The organism is Vibrio crassostreae (assembly GCF_024347415.1).
Classification (GTDB): Bacteria; Pseudomonadota; Gammaproteobacteria; order Enterobacterales; family Vibrionaceae; genus Vibrio; species Vibrio crassostreae.
This window is the reverse complement of sequence record NZ_AP025476.1, coordinates 1,551,550-1,567,049: the sequence shown is the minus strand read 5'-3', so window position 1 is coordinate 1,567,049 and position 15,500 is coordinate 1,551,550. Positions and strand designations below refer to the sequence as shown.

Annotated in this window: 15 protein-coding genes and 1 pseudogene; 6 read left to right on the top strand and 10 right to left on the bottom strand. The window is 43.8% G+C overall.

Going from position 1 to position 15,500, the window contains the following annotated elements:
- Nucleotides 1-251 precede the first annotated feature (251 nt).
- Nucleotides 252-1,193 carry a homoserine O-acetyltransferase MetA gene (gene metA / locus OC193_RS07145; protein ID WP_048658543.1) on the top strand — a complete coding sequence of 314 codons (942 nt, stop codon included), beginning with the start codon at nt 252-254 and terminating at the stop codon, nt 1,191-1,193.
- Between the two features lie 169 nt (nt 1,194-1,362).
- Complete coding sequence (gene pilW / locus OC193_RS07140) at nt 1,363-2,130, top strand: type IV pilus biogenesis/stability protein PilW (RefSeq protein ID WP_048664887.1); 768 nt, start codon at nt 1,363-1,365, stop codon at nt 2,128-2,130.
- Between the two features lie 89 nt (nt 2,131-2,219).
- Here pilW and rlmF read toward each other — a convergent pair whose 3' ends face one another.
- Together rlmF and OC193_RS07130 are read right to left on the bottom strand one after the other, a co-directional pair.
- Nucleotides 2,220-3,542: a 23S rRNA (adenine(1618)-N(6))-methyltransferase RlmF gene (gene rlmF / locus OC193_RS07135; RefSeq protein WP_048664886.1), complete on the bottom strand. Its 1,323-nt coding sequence runs from the start codon at nt 3,540-3,542 to the stop codon at nt 2,220-2,222.
- Between the two features lie 4 nt (nt 3,543-3,546).
- Nucleotides 3,547-4,044: a YgjP-like metallopeptidase domain-containing protein gene (locus OC193_RS07130; RefSeq protein ID WP_004734935.1), complete on the bottom strand. Its 498-nt coding sequence runs from the start codon at nt 4,042-4,044 to the stop codon at nt 3,547-3,549.
- Nucleotides 4,045-4,181: 137 nt separating this feature from the next.
- On the opposite strand from OC193_RS07130, the gene OC193_RS07125 reads away from it, so the two are divergent.
- Nucleotides 4,182-4,418, top strand: a complete 237-nt coding sequence (locus OC193_RS07125) for a glutaredoxin family protein (protein ID WP_016786183.1) — start codon at nt 4,182-4,184, stop codon at nt 4,416-4,418.
- A gap of 87 nt (nt 4,419-4,505) precedes the next feature.
- On the opposite strand, the gene OC193_RS07120 is transcribed toward OC193_RS07125, so the two are convergent.
- The gene (locus tag OC193_RS07120; RefSeq protein WP_048664885.1) at nt 4,506-5,378 is read right to left on the bottom strand and encodes a LysR family transcriptional regulator; all 873 of its coding nucleotides are present in this window, start codon (nt 5,376-5,378) and stop codon (nt 4,506-4,508) included.
- A gap of 110 nt (nt 5,379-5,488) precedes the next feature.
- Here OC193_RS07120 and OC193_RS07115 point away from each other — a divergent pair, with 110 nt between their 5' ends.
- Both OC193_RS07115 and OC193_RS07110 read left to right on the top strand, forming a co-directional pair.
- Nucleotides 5,489-6,688, top strand: coding sequence for an MFS transporter (locus tag OC193_RS07115; RefSeq protein ID WP_048664884.1), 1,200 nt, complete (start codon nt 5,489-5,491; stop codon nt 6,686-6,688).
- An 85-nt stretch (nt 6,689-6,773) separates the two neighbouring features.
- A complete protein-coding gene (locus OC193_RS07110; RefSeq protein WP_048664883.1) occupies nt 6,774-7,340 on the top strand; it encodes a DUF1415 domain-containing protein in 567 nt (188 codons plus the stop codon).
- 16 nt (nt 7,341-7,356) lie between these two features.
- On the opposite strand, the gene OC193_RS07105 is transcribed toward OC193_RS07110, so the two are convergent.
- A complete protein-coding gene (locus tag OC193_RS07105; RefSeq protein WP_048664882.1) occupies nt 7,357-8,427 on the bottom strand; it encodes a sensor domain-containing diguanylate cyclase in 1,071 nt (356 codons plus the stop codon).
- Nucleotides 8,428-8,636: 209 nt separating this feature from the next.
- Here OC193_RS07105 and OC193_RS07100 point away from each other — a divergent pair, with 209 nt between their 5' ends.
- Nucleotides 8,637-9,212, top strand: coding sequence for a nucleoside triphosphate pyrophosphohydrolase family protein (locus tag OC193_RS07100; RefSeq protein WP_048664881.1), 576 nt, complete (start codon nt 8,637-8,639; stop codon nt 9,210-9,212).
- 173 nt (nt 9,213-9,385) lie between these two features.
- On the opposite strand, the gene OC193_RS07095 is transcribed toward OC193_RS07100, so the two are convergent.
- The 6 genes and pseudogenes from OC193_RS07095 to OC193_RS07070 all read right to left on the bottom strand — a co-directional run bounded on the left by OC193_RS07095 (nt 9,386) and on the right by OC193_RS07070 (nt 15,320).
- Entirely contained in the window at nt 9,386-9,874 is a 489-nt protein-coding gene (locus tag OC193_RS07095) for a GNAT family N-acetyltransferase (protein WP_048658534.1), read from the bottom strand.
- Between the two features lie 238 nt (nt 9,875-10,112).
- A complete protein-coding gene (locus OC193_RS07090; protein WP_048664880.1) occupies nt 10,113-11,567 on the bottom strand; it encodes a lytic polysaccharide monooxygenase in 1,455 nt (484 codons plus the stop codon).
- Nucleotides 11,568-11,966: 399 nt separating this feature from the next.
- Nucleotides 11,967-12,326, bottom strand: a pseudogene (locus tag OC193_RS07085) (DUF6559 family protein).
- A gap of 91 nt (nt 12,327-12,417) precedes the next feature.
- A complete protein-coding gene (gene btuD / locus OC193_RS07080; RefSeq protein WP_048664879.1) occupies nt 12,418-13,176 on the bottom strand; it encodes a vitamin B12 ABC transporter ATP-binding protein BtuD in 759 nt (252 codons plus the stop codon).
- On the bottom strand, nt 13,163-14,158 hold the full coding sequence (gene btuC / locus OC193_RS07075) for a vitamin B12 ABC transporter permease BtuC (RefSeq protein ID WP_048664878.1): 996 nt from the start codon (nt 14,156-14,158) through the stop codon (nt 13,163-13,165). The genes btuD and btuC overlap by 14 nt, the downstream gene beginning before the upstream one ends.
- A gap of 133 nt (nt 14,159-14,291) precedes the next feature.
- The gene (locus tag OC193_RS07070; RefSeq protein ID WP_017057427.1) at nt 14,292-15,320 is read right to left on the bottom strand and encodes a succinylglutamate desuccinylase; all 1,029 of its coding nucleotides are present in this window, start codon (nt 15,318-15,320) and stop codon (nt 14,292-14,294) included.
- Between the last annotated feature and the right edge of the window lie 180 nt (nt 15,321-15,500).

Sequence of the window (15,500 nt, the reverse complement as noted above, 5' to 3'; positions counted from 1 at the left end):
AAGCTCAAGTTTATCTCAAATACTAACGAGTTTCTCTGATAACTGCCTTTGCTCAATATCCGAAAACCAAGTACTTACACTCGACTCAGACAATCACTGAATGCTATGAGACTCCCCTCTATGCCCGTGGATTGCTTCTGATAGAAAACACAAATAATTTACATCTATCCATTTTGCATATCGACAAGCGTATCAAACTACTATAGATTTAGATGTATAGACGTCTACATATCTAGCTTAGGGAGAAAGCTGTGCCTATTCGCATTCCAGACCAATTGCCAGCATCCGATGTTCTTCGTGAAGAAAACATCTTCGTTATGCCGTTATCAAGAGCATCGACACAGGAAATTCGTCCACTTCGAGTCTTGATCCTCAACCTAATGCCGAAGAAGATTGAAACCGAAACTCAATTCTTACGCCTACTATCAAACAGCCCATTGCAAGTGGACGTAGAGCTGCTGCGCATTGATGACCGACCGAGCAAAAACACACCGACTGAACACCTTGATAACTTCTACCGCCAATTTGAAATGGTCAAAGGAAGAAACTTTGATGGATTGATCATCACTGGCGCGCCGCTTGGCTTGGTTCAATTTGAAGATGTTATCTACTGGGATCACCTGAAAACCATCATGGAATGGGCAAACAAGCACGTTACTTCAACGCTATACGTATGTTGGGCGGCTCAGGCTGGTTTGAAGTTATTGTATGATTTGCCAAAACGCACTCGTAAAGAGAAGCTGTCTGGTGTTTATAACCACGAGATACATAACCCATACCATCCTATTCTGCGTGGCTTCGACGATACATTTTTGGCACCGCACTCTCGCTATGCGGACTTCTCTCAAGAGTACTTAGCTGAACATACCGACCTTGATGTTCTTGCGACTTCTGATGTTGCGGGTGTATATCTAGCAGCAACCAAAGATAAGCGAAACGTGTTTGTAACGGGTCACCCTGAATACGACTCCCATACACTTCACAATGAATACATTCGTGATTTAGGTGAAGGCATGGAGCCTGTTATTCCAATCAACTATTACCCGAACAACAATCCAGACAACAAGCCTGTTGCAAGCTGGCGTAGTCATGGCCACTTGTTATTCTCTAACTGGCTAAACTACTGCGTTTACCAACAAACGCCTTACGATCTGGAGCATTTCAGCGAAGACAACTTTACCAAAGACGATTAAGTTCTCTCTTCCGATTCACAAACACATAAAGCCGTGTTCAATAGGTTGTTGATAAGACTCCAAATTGGACGCGGTTTTTTTATGGTGGTTGAGTCGCATTCCATAATAGATTTACCACTTCAATGGGTTTGATTTCATATGATGGGTTGGTGTTCATAAGGAGCTTCACATGCCTGCCAAGCCGTCATTCTCAAATCCGATTTCGTTGCACCGCCCCCTTTCGTTATCAAGTTTGGTACTACTCACCTCGCTTTCGTTGGTCGGTTGCGTCTCTGTCACTGAAGGACCACCAAAAATTGAAAGCGATCCTATTGCGATGTCTGAATCTCGAATCGAATTAGGTTTGGGCTATATGGGACAAGGCAATATGGTAAGAGCGCGTGAAAATCTTGAGCTGGCTATCAAGCACGCACCTAGCTACTACCGTGCTCGACTTTCAATGGCGCATTACTACGAACAAGTGGGCGAAGTAGACGAAGCGAGAACCACTTACCGCAAAGCACTCAGTCTCGATTCTAGAAACGGTAATGTATTGAACAACTACGGTACATTTTTGTGTAAACAGGGCGAATACGAACAAGCCGACAAGTACTTCAATCGAGCCATCGACCAACCCTACTACTACTTGGTGTCTGCAAGTTATGAAAACGCGGCATTTTGCGCATTTAAGGCTGGCAATACTGACCAAGCGAAGTACTACTTCACTCGCGCCATTGACCATGACCCAAATCGAGTAAAGTCGATATTACAGCTTTCTAAAATCGAAGTAAGTGAAGCCGATTACAATGAAGCTCGACTTCGTTTATTCAAATTCCACCAGCGTTATGGCTATCAAATTCCATCACTTCAAATCTTGGTCGATCTCGAAAACAAAGCCGGGAACAAAGCCCTAGAGCAGAAATATCAGAGTAAGTTAGATGAGTTGCTTTCTGCTTAGCGAATATGCAAAACACAAAAAACGGGCTTGTTGCGTTAACAACAAGCCCGTTCATAATTTCGACTTAATATCTTAATTAAGTGCAGTCGTTACTTAAGCGCGATCCACTCTTGTCTTTGTTCATCGTCCATAAAGGTCCATGCGATAAAACGACTCACCTTCTGGCCTTGCGACATCTCGACAACTTTCACTTGTTTAGCTCGTAGCTTACCCAGCTCTGAACGAACCATATCGACGTTATCTTTCTTAGAGATCAATGTCGTAAACCACAAAACTTGAGTAGCAAAAAGCTGGCTCTCTCTCGCCATTTTCATGATGAAAGCAGCTTCGCCACCCGGGCACCAAAGCTCGGCTTTTTGACCACCAAAGTTTAAGGTTGGTTTATCTTGCTTAGTTGATTTATTTTGCTTGGCTGGCTTCTTGTTCATTTCTGGCTTAAATGACTGACCTGCCTTCTTAGCACGGTTCGCCGCTAGGTTATCCAGTTTACGTTGTGACCCCTTTTCCGCTTCTTCAAGGGAGCTATGGAATGGAGGGTTACAAATAGTGACATCGTAACGTTCATTACCCTTAATCACGCCCTTAAAGATAGATTCAGAGTCAGCTTGTAGGCGAACTCGGATCTTACCTTTTAGATTAACGTTGCTTTCCGCAATGAAGTTCGCTGTTTTGATGGAAACAGGATCAACATCTGTACCTGTGCAACGCCATTTGTATTCCGTGGTGCCAATGATCGGGTAGATACAGTTTGCACCAACCCCAATATCTAATGCTTTCACAGACGCGTGGTTATATGGTTCGCCTTGGCCATCGCTATTAAGGATGTCGGCCACTCTGTGAATGTAGTCTGCACGGCCAGGAATTGGCGGGCACAAGTAACCAGCAGGAATATCCCAATGTTTAACGCCGTAGTGGTGTGCTAACAAAGCTTTGTTGAGTAGCTTAACGGCCAATGGATCAGAGAAGTTAATGGTGTCTTCTCCTACTGGGTTCTTGATCAGGTGCTCTTTTAGCTCAGGCAACGAGGCAACCAACAACTCAAAGTCATAACGACCAGTGTGCTGGTTTCTTGGGTGTAATCCACCTTGAGGTTTTTCAGAAGAACGTCTTTTCTGAGCTGCGTTCTTGTTAAAAGCCGTTTTATTAAAAGAACCCTTATTTGATGATCCTTTATTCGCGCCCTGCTTCCCTTTGCTATCTTTTGCAAAAGGTCGCTTTGCTTTGTTATTGCCCGTACCTTTCGGTGCACTACTCTTGCGGCTTTTATCTGATGTGTTCTTTGTAGAAATACGCTTGTCGCTGCTTGGCTTAGCTGTACTTGGCTTAACATCAGCTTGATTGTCTTTTGTTTTTGCTGATGAAGTACTGTTTTTCGACAGGCTTAGCGTCTTTCTATTTTGTGATTGGCTCATTGGGCTACTTCTTTAAATCTAAATACATCATGAATAAACGGGCATCCAACTCAAGTTGATGATATTCCGGTTCCATGTGACAGCATAGTTGGTAAAAGGCTTTGTCGTGCTCTTTCTCTTTGATATGCGCCAGTTCGTGTACCACCAGCATTCTAAGTAAAGGTTCTGGTGCATTTTTAAAAACACTGGCAATACGAATTTCATTCTTTGATTTGATCTTTCCACCGTGATTCTTCGCAACGTAAGAATGAAGACCTAACGCATTATTGATTAGGTGTATCTTGCCGTCGTAAATCACTTTGCTGATCGGTGGTGTTTTTTTCATGTAGCGATTTTTTATCTCAATCGCATAGTCAAACAGGGCTTTCTCGCTTTTTATTTCATGATTCTTTGGGTAGCGAGCTTCAAACCAAGGCACCAATTTACCCGACTCGACAAGTTGAGTCACAGGATCAAGAATGTGCTTAGGATAGCCTTGAATATAGCGTAAAGAAGGATGCATGCTGAAAGACCGTACAAGTTACACCACGACAATACGTTGTGGTCTTGAAAATTGAGCCGCATAGTGTAACTGATCACACTTTTCTAATCACCTAGGATTCGTTACACTTTAACGAGATTCACCAAGAGAATGAAAAAATGAAACGTGTTGTATTGTACGTCGCAGACAAATGCCCGCACTGTAAAGATGCCCAAAGGTATTTAGACTCTAAGAAAATTGTTTACCGCCTGACGAATGCAAAGATGCAGCGTGGCCGTAAAGAATTGCAAGCGATGGGTGCTCGTTCTATCCCCGTGCTTAAGATCGGCGATCAGGTGATGGTCGGCTGGAATCAGAAGAACTTCGATAAGATGTATAACTCTAAGAACACTTAACGTGCTCTAGAGACTTATATTTCTACAAACAAAGCCCGAATGTCCAACCAAGGATGTTCGGGCTTTGTTTATTTATATCTGACTTAATCACACATACTGCTTCACGAAATCAATAAAGGTTCTATCTGCTTTTGATAAGTAACCTTCTTTTCTCCAAGCTAGAGACAAATTCAATTTAACCGGATCTTTAAATGGTAGCCCCACCACATCTGACTCATATTCTGTAACTAAGCTAAGCAGCGCAGTAATGGCAAACTCTCGCTTCACGATAGAAAGGATCATCGGCAATAAATTGGTTTCGAACGCGATGGTCATATCGAGGTTGTACTTCTTACAAGTCGCATCGATAAAATCACGGTGGAAGTAGCCTGATTTGAACATGATCAGCTCTTGAGCAAAAAACTCTTCAAAGGTGATGGATGGTTGCGTTGCCAGTGGGTGATCTTTGCCAACGACCGCTAACATTTCTGAGCTTAACAGGTGGTCAGTTTCAAGGTCATCTGGCACATTTTCATGGTTGATTACACCAATATCCAGTTCGCCGTTTAACAACATTTCTCGAATAGATGCGGTGCCAGCATCAATCAAGGTCAACTTTAGGTTTGGGTATTGGCTTTTAAATGCCATCACGACTTGCGGGAAAAAGTAACTGCCCATCATGCTTGGAGCGCCTAACCGCACTTCTCCTTTCTCCAACCCCTTTAACTCGTTCATTGCGAGTTGAGCATCATCGAACTGTTGAGCAATCCTCTTGGCGTGTTCGAACAATACTTTTCCCTCTTCCGTTAATGTTACGTATTTATCTCCTCGACGGAAGAGAATCAACTCAAGCGTCTGTTCGAGTTTTTTAATAGAAATACTCAATGCAGGCTGTGCGATATGCAGCGCTTTGGCGGCCTGGGTGAAGTTACCAAACTGCGCAACAGCCAGAAAATGTCGAAGTGGTTTTGATTCAAGCATGGCGATATATTAAATATATAGAGGTGATATTTTTAATATATTTCTTTAATTACACTTGTACTGATAACTTGTTCACAAATAGCTTACTAACTCGTGCAGGCACAACGTAAATGTTTGATAAAGGCAGTCCTCAATACAAACGCATCACCCAATCATTGGCGATTGGCTCGTTTATCATTTTCTGTAACCTTTACCTCTTTCAGCCAATCTTGCCGCACATGGCGGAGCACTTCCAAGTATCTGAAACTCAAATCAACTGGCTGTTTGCCGCGACAACACTTGGGCTTTCCATCAGCTTGGTGCCTTGGGCGATCGCTTCTGAAACCTTCGGTCGAAAACCCATCATTCTGTTCAGCTTATTTGCTATCCCGCTAATCGGGCTGAGCATGGTGTTCACAACCACTCTACTGCAACTTGTTATTGCCCGAGCATTCATGGGAATCGCAGTCGCTGCTTTTGCGGGCGTGGCGGTTGCCTATATGGTCGAAGAGTTATCACCCAAAGCATTCGCAGTCGCGATTGGAGGATATATTGCGGCTAATTCTTTAGGTGGCATCTTCGGGCGTGTATTGGGTGGCTTGATTACGGATTATTTCGACTGGCACGCAACGGTTTTGTTTTTCGTTGTCGGATCTTTGCTTGGCGCGCTCTATATCGCCTTTAGATTGCCTGATCAACAAAACTTCAAACCACAGAAAGGGTTGTTCTTTCATCATAACCGCTCGGTTGTGATGCACTTAAGAAACCGTACCTTGTGGCTCGCGATGTTGATTGGTGGTGCTAACTTCGCGTTGTTCGTTAACCTGTATTCGGTAATGGGCTTTAGGCTAGTATCTGCGCCTCACTCTGTGCCAGTGGGTTTAGCTTCGCTTATATTCCTATGTTACTTGGCCGGAACGGTAAGCTCTAAGCTCTCCAACAAATGGACACTTCGCTTTGATCCGTTAAACGGTATATTAATGGGCGTGTGTATTAGCCTGATTGGGATGCTAATTTCTGCCGTCGATAAAGTCCCGTTCATGTTAGCTGGCTTGTTATTGATTAGTGGCGGTGCATTCTTCGCCCACACTCTTGCCTACTCTTGGGTGAGCCAAAAAGCACCGAGCGCCAAAGCGACAGCAACGGCACTTTACTTAGTACACTACTACATAGGTGGCAGTTTAGGAGGCTTCTTACTCCTATATTGCTGGCAACTGTTCGGTTGGAATGGCGTGATTGCAGGCGGCTCGATCTTCTATGTCGCAATATTTGCTTGGGTCTACCAGTTAAAACAGCAGCAAGTATCGGCGTCCAAACTCGCACAAGCATAAGTACGACTGAGGTTGTAACTCAATTATTGCTTTTGATTAACGACCGTTCTGATATCCTACGAAAAATTTCATTTCGGAACCTGTTATGTCGAACACTCAAAGCACAGATCTTCAAATCATCCACGACCAAGTAAAGCAGTGGTTAGACGATGTCGTTATTGGCCTAAACCTGTGTCCATTCGCAGCCAAGCCACAACGTAATAAACAGATTAAGATCTTTGTGAGTGAAGCAAATACGGAAGAAGTGTTGTTGCAAGACATCATGACGCATTTCGTAGAGTTAGATAACACACCAGTCGCGGAATTAGAGACGACTTTGGTGGTTGTACCTAACATGCTGCAAGATTTTTTCGACTACAACATGTTCATTGATTGGATTGAAGCGCTGATCAAGCAAGAAGATTGGGAAGGTGTTTACCAAGTTGCAACCTTCCACCCAGACTATTGCTTTGGTGGTGCAGCTCCAGAAGACGATGAAAACCTAACCAACCGCTCTCCGTATCCGGTTTATCATTTAATTCGTGAAGCGAGTATGGAAAAGGTGCTGAAGCACTACCCTAACCCTGAAGCGATTCCTGATACCAACATCGCAAGAGTTGAGTCGTTAACACCTGAAGAACGCCGTAAATTATTCCCTTACCTGTTCAGTTAATCGCTAACATGCTGGCTCATATTCCTGAGCGCTCTTGATGATATGGACGAGAAATGAACTGATCTCGTCCATTTTGTTTCGCAATGTACAGACATTCATCGGCAACTTTGATTAGCTTATCTAACGCCGACATCCTTTCCCCTTTGGTATCCCCTGTACTCAACTCAAAATGACACGCACCGATTGATATAGTAACAGGCTTTCTATCCAGCGTGATTTTCTTCATCTCTTGCAAAAGAGTCATGAACTTATCTTCTACACAACTTGGTGTTTTATTTGGGTACCAAAGAATAAACTCTTCACCACCAAAACGCGCCACAAACTCACCCTCTTGAGTGTTATTACTTAGCACGTTCGCCACTTTCTTTAAGACAACATCACCCATTTGGTGGCCATAAGTGTCATTGACCTGTTTAAAGAAATCGATGTCGACAATTGCCAAGGTTCCTTTTCCTAAAGAGCCTTTTAACTGCTCGACTTCCGCATTCAACGTTTTGAACAAGCAACGTCTATTTGGTAAATGTGTCAAAGGATCGTACATAGCTTGGTACTCTAACTTCTCATTGAGCTCTTTGAGTTTTCGTTCTTGTTGTCTTCTAACCAGCTCTACTTCGATCCATGAGGCCATTAGCCTCATCACGTCGATATCGAACTCTTTGAACTCACGATGATAAGGCTCTGGGCTTGAAAAGTTTAAGGTGCCATAAAGCTCATCATTAACGAAAATGGGAATACCAATGTATGACTCCAAACCAAAAGACTGATAGGCAGGATGAGTCGCATACTTATCGTGCTTACCACAATGCTCAATGCAGATAGGACCAATCGATTTACAAGTAATTTCGCAATAAGTCGAACGATAATCGAAGGTGTCACCGCTATTGAGTGCTACCCCTTCAGGTGTAACGCAGTGCTCAACTAAATAAGAATTACCATCGACTTTCGATAAGATACCAATATCAAGGTTGAAGCGTTCAAGCCCCATAATAAGCAGCTGAGCGATCTGAATATCGAAGCCCTTTCGATAATCATTGGTGATTTGATACAAACGGCGTATAACAATTTCGCTTTCACTGGCTTGGTACATAACGGAGATCCCACTGCTGACGAGATAAATGACAACACCAATATTGAGTTTATTACTAATAAAGGGCAGAAAACATAATAATCAATCGGTTTGTATGCAAAATACCTCATTGGTCCAATGAATAAAAGTCGACTTCTTCGACTTTGCGTTAGCACCCTATTCCGAGCTTTGATAAAATAATCCATTAACGAAACAGAATGGATAGGAAAATGAACCTTTCTCAACTAAGCCAAGAAATCTACGATCACCTTTACCGCGACATTGAAGAGTTCCGCAGTACTTTTGATCTGCCTGTTGCTGCTCCTGAAACAATGGACGAAAAAGGCGATACGCTACATACCTCTCTAGCGATCGAAGAACTAACAGAACTTGCAGAAGCTGACTCTAAAATCGAACAAGCGGACGCTATTGTAGACAGCGTTTATGTTTTGATGGGACGTTTAGTCCACCTTGGTCAGTCGAAAGTAGAAGACAACCTAGCAATCAGCTACCTGATCGACCTACTGTTGAATGTTTCTAAAAACCGTTCAATCGACTTTCTACCTTGTTGGGACGAAGTACACTCAAGCAACATGAGCAAAGTGTGTCGTAACGAAACAGAATACGCAGAAACGGAAGCTTTCTATGCTGAGCAGAGCATCAAACTGATGGCGGTTCAAAAAGGCGAATACATCATCGCGAAGTGTGCGGAAGATTTCGTATCTGAAGGCAAGACAGTTCGCCAAGGTAAAGTACTAAAATCGGTACACTACCGCCCTGCGAACCTTGAGCCACTAACGGCTTAACTAAGTTTACGGCTGAACTTAGGTTATGGCTGTAGCGGTTTGAAGTACTAGCGAACCAAAATAGCAAACGCCACGTTTAAATAACGTGGCGTTTTATTATCTGTCAATGATTTGTAACTGTGTAAATTGCAGCTGTGTATTAATTGTAGCCGAGTGTCAGTTGTAGCCGAGTGCTATACCAGTCGCGCCATGTGGTAAGCCGCCACATATTCGCCATTTCTGAAAGCGAACCCTGCAGACTCTCCTTCAATCACGAATCCAAACTTCTTATACAGGCTGATGGCTCTTTCGTTATCGGTATAGACGGTGAGTTCCATTCGCTTGATGTTAATCCAGTTATCACACAAATCGATTGCTGTTGCGAGCAGTTGGCTACCAACACCTTTGCCTAGTACATCATCTTTAACACCCATACCAAATGAAGCGACATGTCGTCTCCTTGGGTTCACACACACTTCCATTCCCAAGTTGCCAACAATCTCATCGTCAATCATTGCGACATACGAGTATACGTTGTCGGGAATATTAGAGATTCGTTTCTGCCAGCTTTCCAGAGATGGATTTGGGAGTTGCAGCGTACCGGTATAAGCATTAGTGCATTCGTAAACTTCTTTTATTCCCTTTGCATCTGACGGTTCAGACCGTCTCACTATAATACTCATCGCAACTCCTACTATTATTCTTCGCTAAATGTGATGCACATCCTCAATGTGCAACTAGACACATTACCAAATAGTAAATATTTAACAATAGGTTAGATGAAATTGTTTTTATTGGGGCTGACGTGAGGAATGTATCTGGATGTTCTGAAGAAATAAATTCGTGGAATCAAGGTTAGTTAAACTCGAGGTCATTAGATATGGGCACCTCAGGTGTGCCCATATCGTGAAACCTATGGAGTTATTGAGCTGGACGCCAAACGCCCCATTTTTCATTTTCGTAGGTCGCTTTAGGGTTTGTACCACCTTGAACCCACCATTGCGCTTTCCATGACTGGTTCGAGTAAGTCACGACTTCGCCACCAAGGTAAGTCGCTGATGAGTCCCAAGTGCCATTGTCTGGGTCAGGAGTCGGATCAGGATCCGGCGTTGGATCGGGGTCTGGTGTTACACCACCGTCATCAGCAATCACTTCGAACGTGAAGGTTTCAACACTGTCGTTTTCAATTGAGCTAGCCATAAACGATAAAGTTTCGTTTGCAGTGATGCTAGCGGTATCAACTACGATAGAAGCCGTGCCGTTATTCTGGATACTTACTGAAGAACCTTGAGTTTGAGTCAATGTCGCCGCTTCGCTTGTTGCAATCACAACTTTATCGCCAGCATTCACAACATTGTCACTCTTCACTAGCTCGTAGATGTCACCTTTCAGTGGTTCAACACCACCGTCGCCACCATCAATCAGCGTTAACTGACCAGAAGCACGGCTATCTTTTGAGTTGAAGAAGTTACGTGAAGGATCGTTTTGGAAGTACATGTAGTGCTGCATTTCAGCGTGCCAGTCACCAATGAAGATCGCGCCATCTTTAAACTCTTCATGCCAACCATTGATTTCTGAAGCCAACAAACGAGCCCAATCGTTAATGTTTGAAGCATCGATGACGATGTCGAAGCTACGCGCTACTTCACCATACTTGTTGATGATGTCGTACTTAACTGTATCACCAACTTCTGGCGTTCCAAATTGGTCTGAAACAAACAGATCACCACGCACTAGATCGGGCTCTGGACCCGGCTCTGGTGGAGGGGTTGTGCCACCCGCGATAGTGATGTCTGAACAGTTGTAGAAGCCTTCGCCCGCAGCATCATCACGTTGCCAGCGAACGAATAGAATCGCATCGCCAGAACGGTCTGAAGGGATAGTGACGTTAATGCGGTACTTACCACCATTAACCGGAACGTTACCCTCTTCTTGGATAAGCTCTAAGTCTCCCCACGCTAAGCCTTTGCTTAGGTCTGCGTTTGGTTTCGTTAGGTAGAACTCCCAAAAAGAAGGGTTGTGTGGCGCAGTCGCATTGAATACATATTCAAACGTACCAGTATTTAGTTCAGTACGAGTCCAACCAGTATGAGGCGCACCCATACCGCGTTTTTGCGAATCATTGGCGTAACATAACGTGCCGTCAGGAATCGCCGCTTTTACAGCATTGATATTATTGAAATCCTGAACATTTTTAGCGTATTCGTTACGTTGAACAAACGGATATGAACCAGAAATGTCTTTTGCTTGAGCACACGCAGCATTAGGTGGTGTACCCGACCAGATTCCGCCTTGCTCGTAACACGTGTTCTGACGCGCACTTGGAAATTCAGACCAACCATGAGCATTTGCCACTGAAGGCACACTCGATAGCATAGCCATACCTACTGCTACTTTTAGAATATTATTATTTATTGTTGTCACTTTCCCACTCTCTATTATTTTACCCTGCACATCACATCAATTGGTCACTTACCAATCAAAATTGCACTTCGAGGGTTTATAGTTTTTATTTGAAGAACAACGAAAAATATATACGTCAATTTTATCAATAACAGCGGGTTTTATATTGATAGGAATCAGAGTCACACAACTCAAAGAAATGCGTTGTCGATAGATGATGTTGCTTCGAATTATCGGATCTCAGTATTCCGTCTTGATTGACGCAACATTATTCAAAGTGAATAAAAAAGCGGCTTAATGATTAAGCCGCTTCCAATATATACATTAAGTATGCTGCACGAGTTGTACACAAGTTGAGTAATGATAAGGCAATTAATAACGGCTATTCATGCCCATACGATGCGACATGTCATCGTCCATACGACCGCCCTTCCAACCGCCGCCACCCAATAGATTGAGTACATCTCGCGCTGTGTACTCTTCTCCACCGAAGAAGTCATTCGACACATCATTACGTAACAGCTAGATAGTGGGAGCCAATTCAACAGCAAGGTCTTTTGGATCCGCAAACAAGGCTAAAGCAATCTGTTGTTGGCGCTTGCTCAGTTCATTAGAGCTCGTCTCAACCTGTCCAATCGAGAAGAAATCACGGCTTCCGTAGCTCTTCACCATCTTTGCAGACAATGACTTAATCACCTTTTTGATTCTTCTTCTTTGGATGTATCTAAACATATTCGCTTCCTTTACTAACTCGTCTTGAACCCAAGAATCCGCTTAACCAAATAACCTTTTAGCAAATACTCTTTCTAGACAAACGCCCTATCTAACCAAACAGCAGATAGGTTTGATTATCGACTGAGATACTTTTGACTTCAGTGTTGAACACGGACTCTAGTTGTTCTGGAATAAGCACTGCTGTAGCGGTACCTGATGCTTGCAGTACGCCCTTATCGAGCAGCAACACTTGGTCTGCGTGTCTTAGGGTTCTGTTCAAATCATGGTTAGCCATGATAACTGCGATCCCCTTCTCTGCTACTCGTTCAATGAGCTTGTACAACAAGGCTTCTTGTGCAATATCCAACGGAGCGGCAGGTTCGTCGAGGATCAGCAGCTTCGCGTAGGGGTTAAGTGTCGGCCAGATTTGCAGACACATGCCCGCCAAGCGAACGCGTTGCCATTCACCACCAGACAGTGTCTGAATTGAACGATGAAGTTTGTCTGCAATGTCTAACATATGGCTGATTTCTTCCAAAGCTGCGTTGATTTCAGCCTCAAGGCCATGCGATGAACTTGGCAATGACAACGCAAGGTATTGGAATACTTCCAAGTTGAAGGCTGGCCTTGCGCTTTGGCATAAATAAGCACGATGTAATGATAAATCTTGTAGCGACAGTTGTGACAAATCCTGCCCGTCGAACTTTATATCACCTTTATAGCCATCACCAATGCCAGATATCGCTTCGAGTAAGGTACTTTTACCGCTGCCATTCGGGCCGATAACATGAGTCACCTGCCCTTGCTTGAGCTCAAATGATAGTGGTAATAAACGAGCGCCGACGCTCAGGCTCTTAATTTGAATCATGATTTTTAATTAACATCCAAATGAAGATAGGCGCACCAATACTGGTGGTCATCACACCCAAAGGCAGCTCTGCGGAATCTAATAAGGTTCTTGCACAGATATCAGCAAATACAAGCAATGCAGCACCAGCAACGGCAGACAAAGGAAGCAGATATTTGTTATCAGTACCAATCGCTAAACGCAATAAGTGTGGCACAACCAAGCCAACAAAGCTGATCACGCCGCCTAATGCCACGGCACAACCGACTAAAATTGAGACAGCAAAGATTAAACGCCAACGTAATCTCGGAACATTCACGCCTAACTGTGCGGCATGCGTTTCGCCTATCATCAGTTTGTCTAGTTTGCTGCCTTGCAAACACAACCAGATAATAACGGGGATCATCACTAACGTGAGCGAGTGTTGGTACCAAGTTACACCACCCAAGCTACCCATCAGCCAATACATCAACAAGCGTAGACTTAAGTCATCACTAAAATAGAACGCCCATGTCACCATCGCGCCAGAAAGAATGCCTAATGCAACACCCACCAGCAGTAATTTAGCCGTGGTGAGTCGCATCGTTTTTACCATGCTCACCAGTATCACGGTGAAACAGAGCGAGCCTAAAACCGCAGCAATCATGAACAGTTCTGGGGTCGGCGCAAACGGCAAGAAGAACAGCACAATCACCATGGCGAGGCTTGCGCCCCCAGAAATGCCGAGCACTCCTGGCTCTGCTAATACGTTGCCTAATAAGACTTGCAAGCTAGCGCCAGATACAGCTAGCCCTGCCCCGATCGCAATCGCTGCTAATAATCGAGGTAAGCGTAAATCAATCAGTAGTTTTTGTTCTAACGTGGATAAGGTGTCCAGAGGGGAAATGAAGAGATCGCCAACCATTAGGTAAATCGCACTCAGCGTGACAAGCAGTGCTGTCATCAGATAAATGGCTCTGTTCCATTTGCGCTGTTTTTGGTGAAGAAGTTGTTGGAAATCCATATCAAGCTACTTTGAAATTGTTCGCGTAACCTTACCTGTATCCCTAAATAAACTCAAGGCTCACACCGTAATGTGAACCTTGATATTTCAACCAGTTGAGAGGTTGTTTTCGTTGCTATAACTCGACTCGGTATTAATCGTACACAAGCTGACCGTGGTCGAATCGTGTTTCAACTTCACACACCATTAAGGCCGCTCGTTGACCGATAGCCACGTTACGATTTGGGAATACCACTGCTTCGTTTTCATTCTTCGCCATCAATGGCTTATCACCATCATGACCAAACACTTCTCCGTGCTTGAACGCGGTAAAGTTCTCCACGTCATCAGAGAACATGAAATCAAAGTCATCGTGCAAACGAACAATCGTTCGGCTTACGCGATATGTAATGGTTTTCTTCGGCAAATGCTCTGGTTCTATTTCAGCAATCAGATTGCGCATTGCCAAATCGAAAGCAGTTAGCTTATCAAGTTGGTTCTCACCAATTCTTGCTACCTGCCCTAGCTCCATTGTCAGTGCTTGGGCTTCGAAGTTTTCAGCACTGTACCAACTGAAAGTGCTCGTTGGCGCATTCGATAACAACACAGCTTCAACGTGAGCACTGTTGATGAAGTCGAACAAAGCTTTGCTGCGAACTTCGTGGCGAACCTTAGGGCTTACGGCGAAAGAGTAATGCTTAGACAAACGGATCGCACAGTGCAGATCTAAGTGCCAACGAGTGGCAGGTACCGTTTCTTTGTAAAACTCAGTCACCAAGTACTTAAGGTTCTTCGCGATATCCACTTCTCGGTTGCTTTCGTGCTGTTTTTCATCAAACAGACGGTTCATATTCACATCAAGAAAACGAGTATGCGCATTGGTTGCTTCCGGGTGAGCAATGATGAATAAACATCTTGCTGTCACTACTTGGAAGCCTGTTTCAATATCCTCAATGAGCTTATCAATCAGCTCCATTGGTGAAGTTTCGTCGCCATGAACACCTGTTGAAAAGATGATATTCTTGGTTTCAGAATTGTACTCTGCGGGAATCACTTCCAATACACCGCGTTGATGAAGCTTAATTTGAACACCGTTACTCAGTACGGTCTGTCCTGCAACCACTTCTTGCTCAAGATCTAGGCTGTCAAAAAGAAATGATTGGCGAAAGAGGGTCTTCGTCATGCGCTACTCCTTAATTGCACGGCCGTATGTTAATAAATTGTACATAGAAATTGTGTTGCTAGGATCGCACTTATCAATAGAAACTCCGTTATCACTCACAAATACTACCCATATATTTTTGTATTACCTGCTGATTTTACTAACCGACATCTGTTCCAAATAACTTTCGCTATTTAGAGC

Excerpts from the sequence above, each read along its gene's own strand:
- OC193_RS07110 (WP_048664883.1), top strand. The coding sequence starts at position 6,774 with ATGTCGAACACTCAAAGCACAGATCTTCAAATCATCCACGACCAAGTA.
- btuC (WP_048664878.1), bottom strand. The coding sequence starts at position 14,158 with ATGGATTTCCAACAACTTCTTCACCAAAAACAGCGCAAATGGAACAGA.
- OC193_RS07125 (WP_016786183.1), top strand. The coding sequence starts at position 4,182 with ATGAAACGTGTTGTATTGTACGTCGCAGACAAATGCCCGCACTGTAAA.
- OC193_RS07130 (WP_004734935.1), bottom strand. The coding sequence starts at position 4,044 with ATGCATCCTTCTTTACGCTATATTCAAGGCTATCCTAAGCACATTCTT.
- OC193_RS07115 (WP_048664884.1), top strand. The coding sequence starts at position 5,489 with ATGTTTGATAAAGGCAGTCCTCAATACAAACGCATCACCCAATCATTG.
- OC193_RS07105 (WP_048664882.1), bottom strand. The coding sequence starts at position 8,427 with ATGTACCAAGCCAGTGAAAGCGAAATTGTTATACGCCGTTTGTATCAA.
- OC193_RS07070 (WP_017057427.1), bottom strand. The coding sequence starts at position 15,320 with ATGACGAAGACCCTCTTTCGCCAATCATTTCTTTTTGACAGCCTAGAT.
- rlmF (WP_048664886.1), bottom strand. The coding sequence starts at position 3,542 with ATGAGCCAATCACAAAATAGAAAGACGCTAAGCCTGTCGAAAAACAGT.
- OC193_RS07120 (WP_048664885.1), bottom strand. The coding sequence starts at position 5,378 with ATGCTTGAATCAAAACCACTTCGACATTTTCTGGCTGTTGCGCAGTTT.
- OC193_RS07090 (WP_048664880.1), bottom strand. The coding sequence starts at position 11,567 with ATGCTATCGAGTGTGCCTTCAGTGGCAAATGCTCATGGTTGGTCTGAA.
- btuD (WP_048664879.1), bottom strand. The coding sequence starts at position 13,176 with ATGATTCAAATTAAGAGCCTGAGCGTCGGCGCTCGTTTATTACCACTA.
- OC193_RS07095 (WP_048658534.1), bottom strand. The coding sequence starts at position 9,874 with ATGAGTATTATAGTGAGACGGTCTGAACCGTCAGATGCAAAGGGAATA.
- OC193_RS07100 (WP_048664881.1), top strand. The coding sequence starts at position 8,637 with ATGAACCTTTCTCAACTAAGCCAAGAAATCTACGATCACCTTTACCGC.
- pilW (WP_048664887.1), top strand. The coding sequence starts at position 1,363 with ATGCCTGCCAAGCCGTCATTCTCAAATCCGATTTCGTTGCACCGCCCC.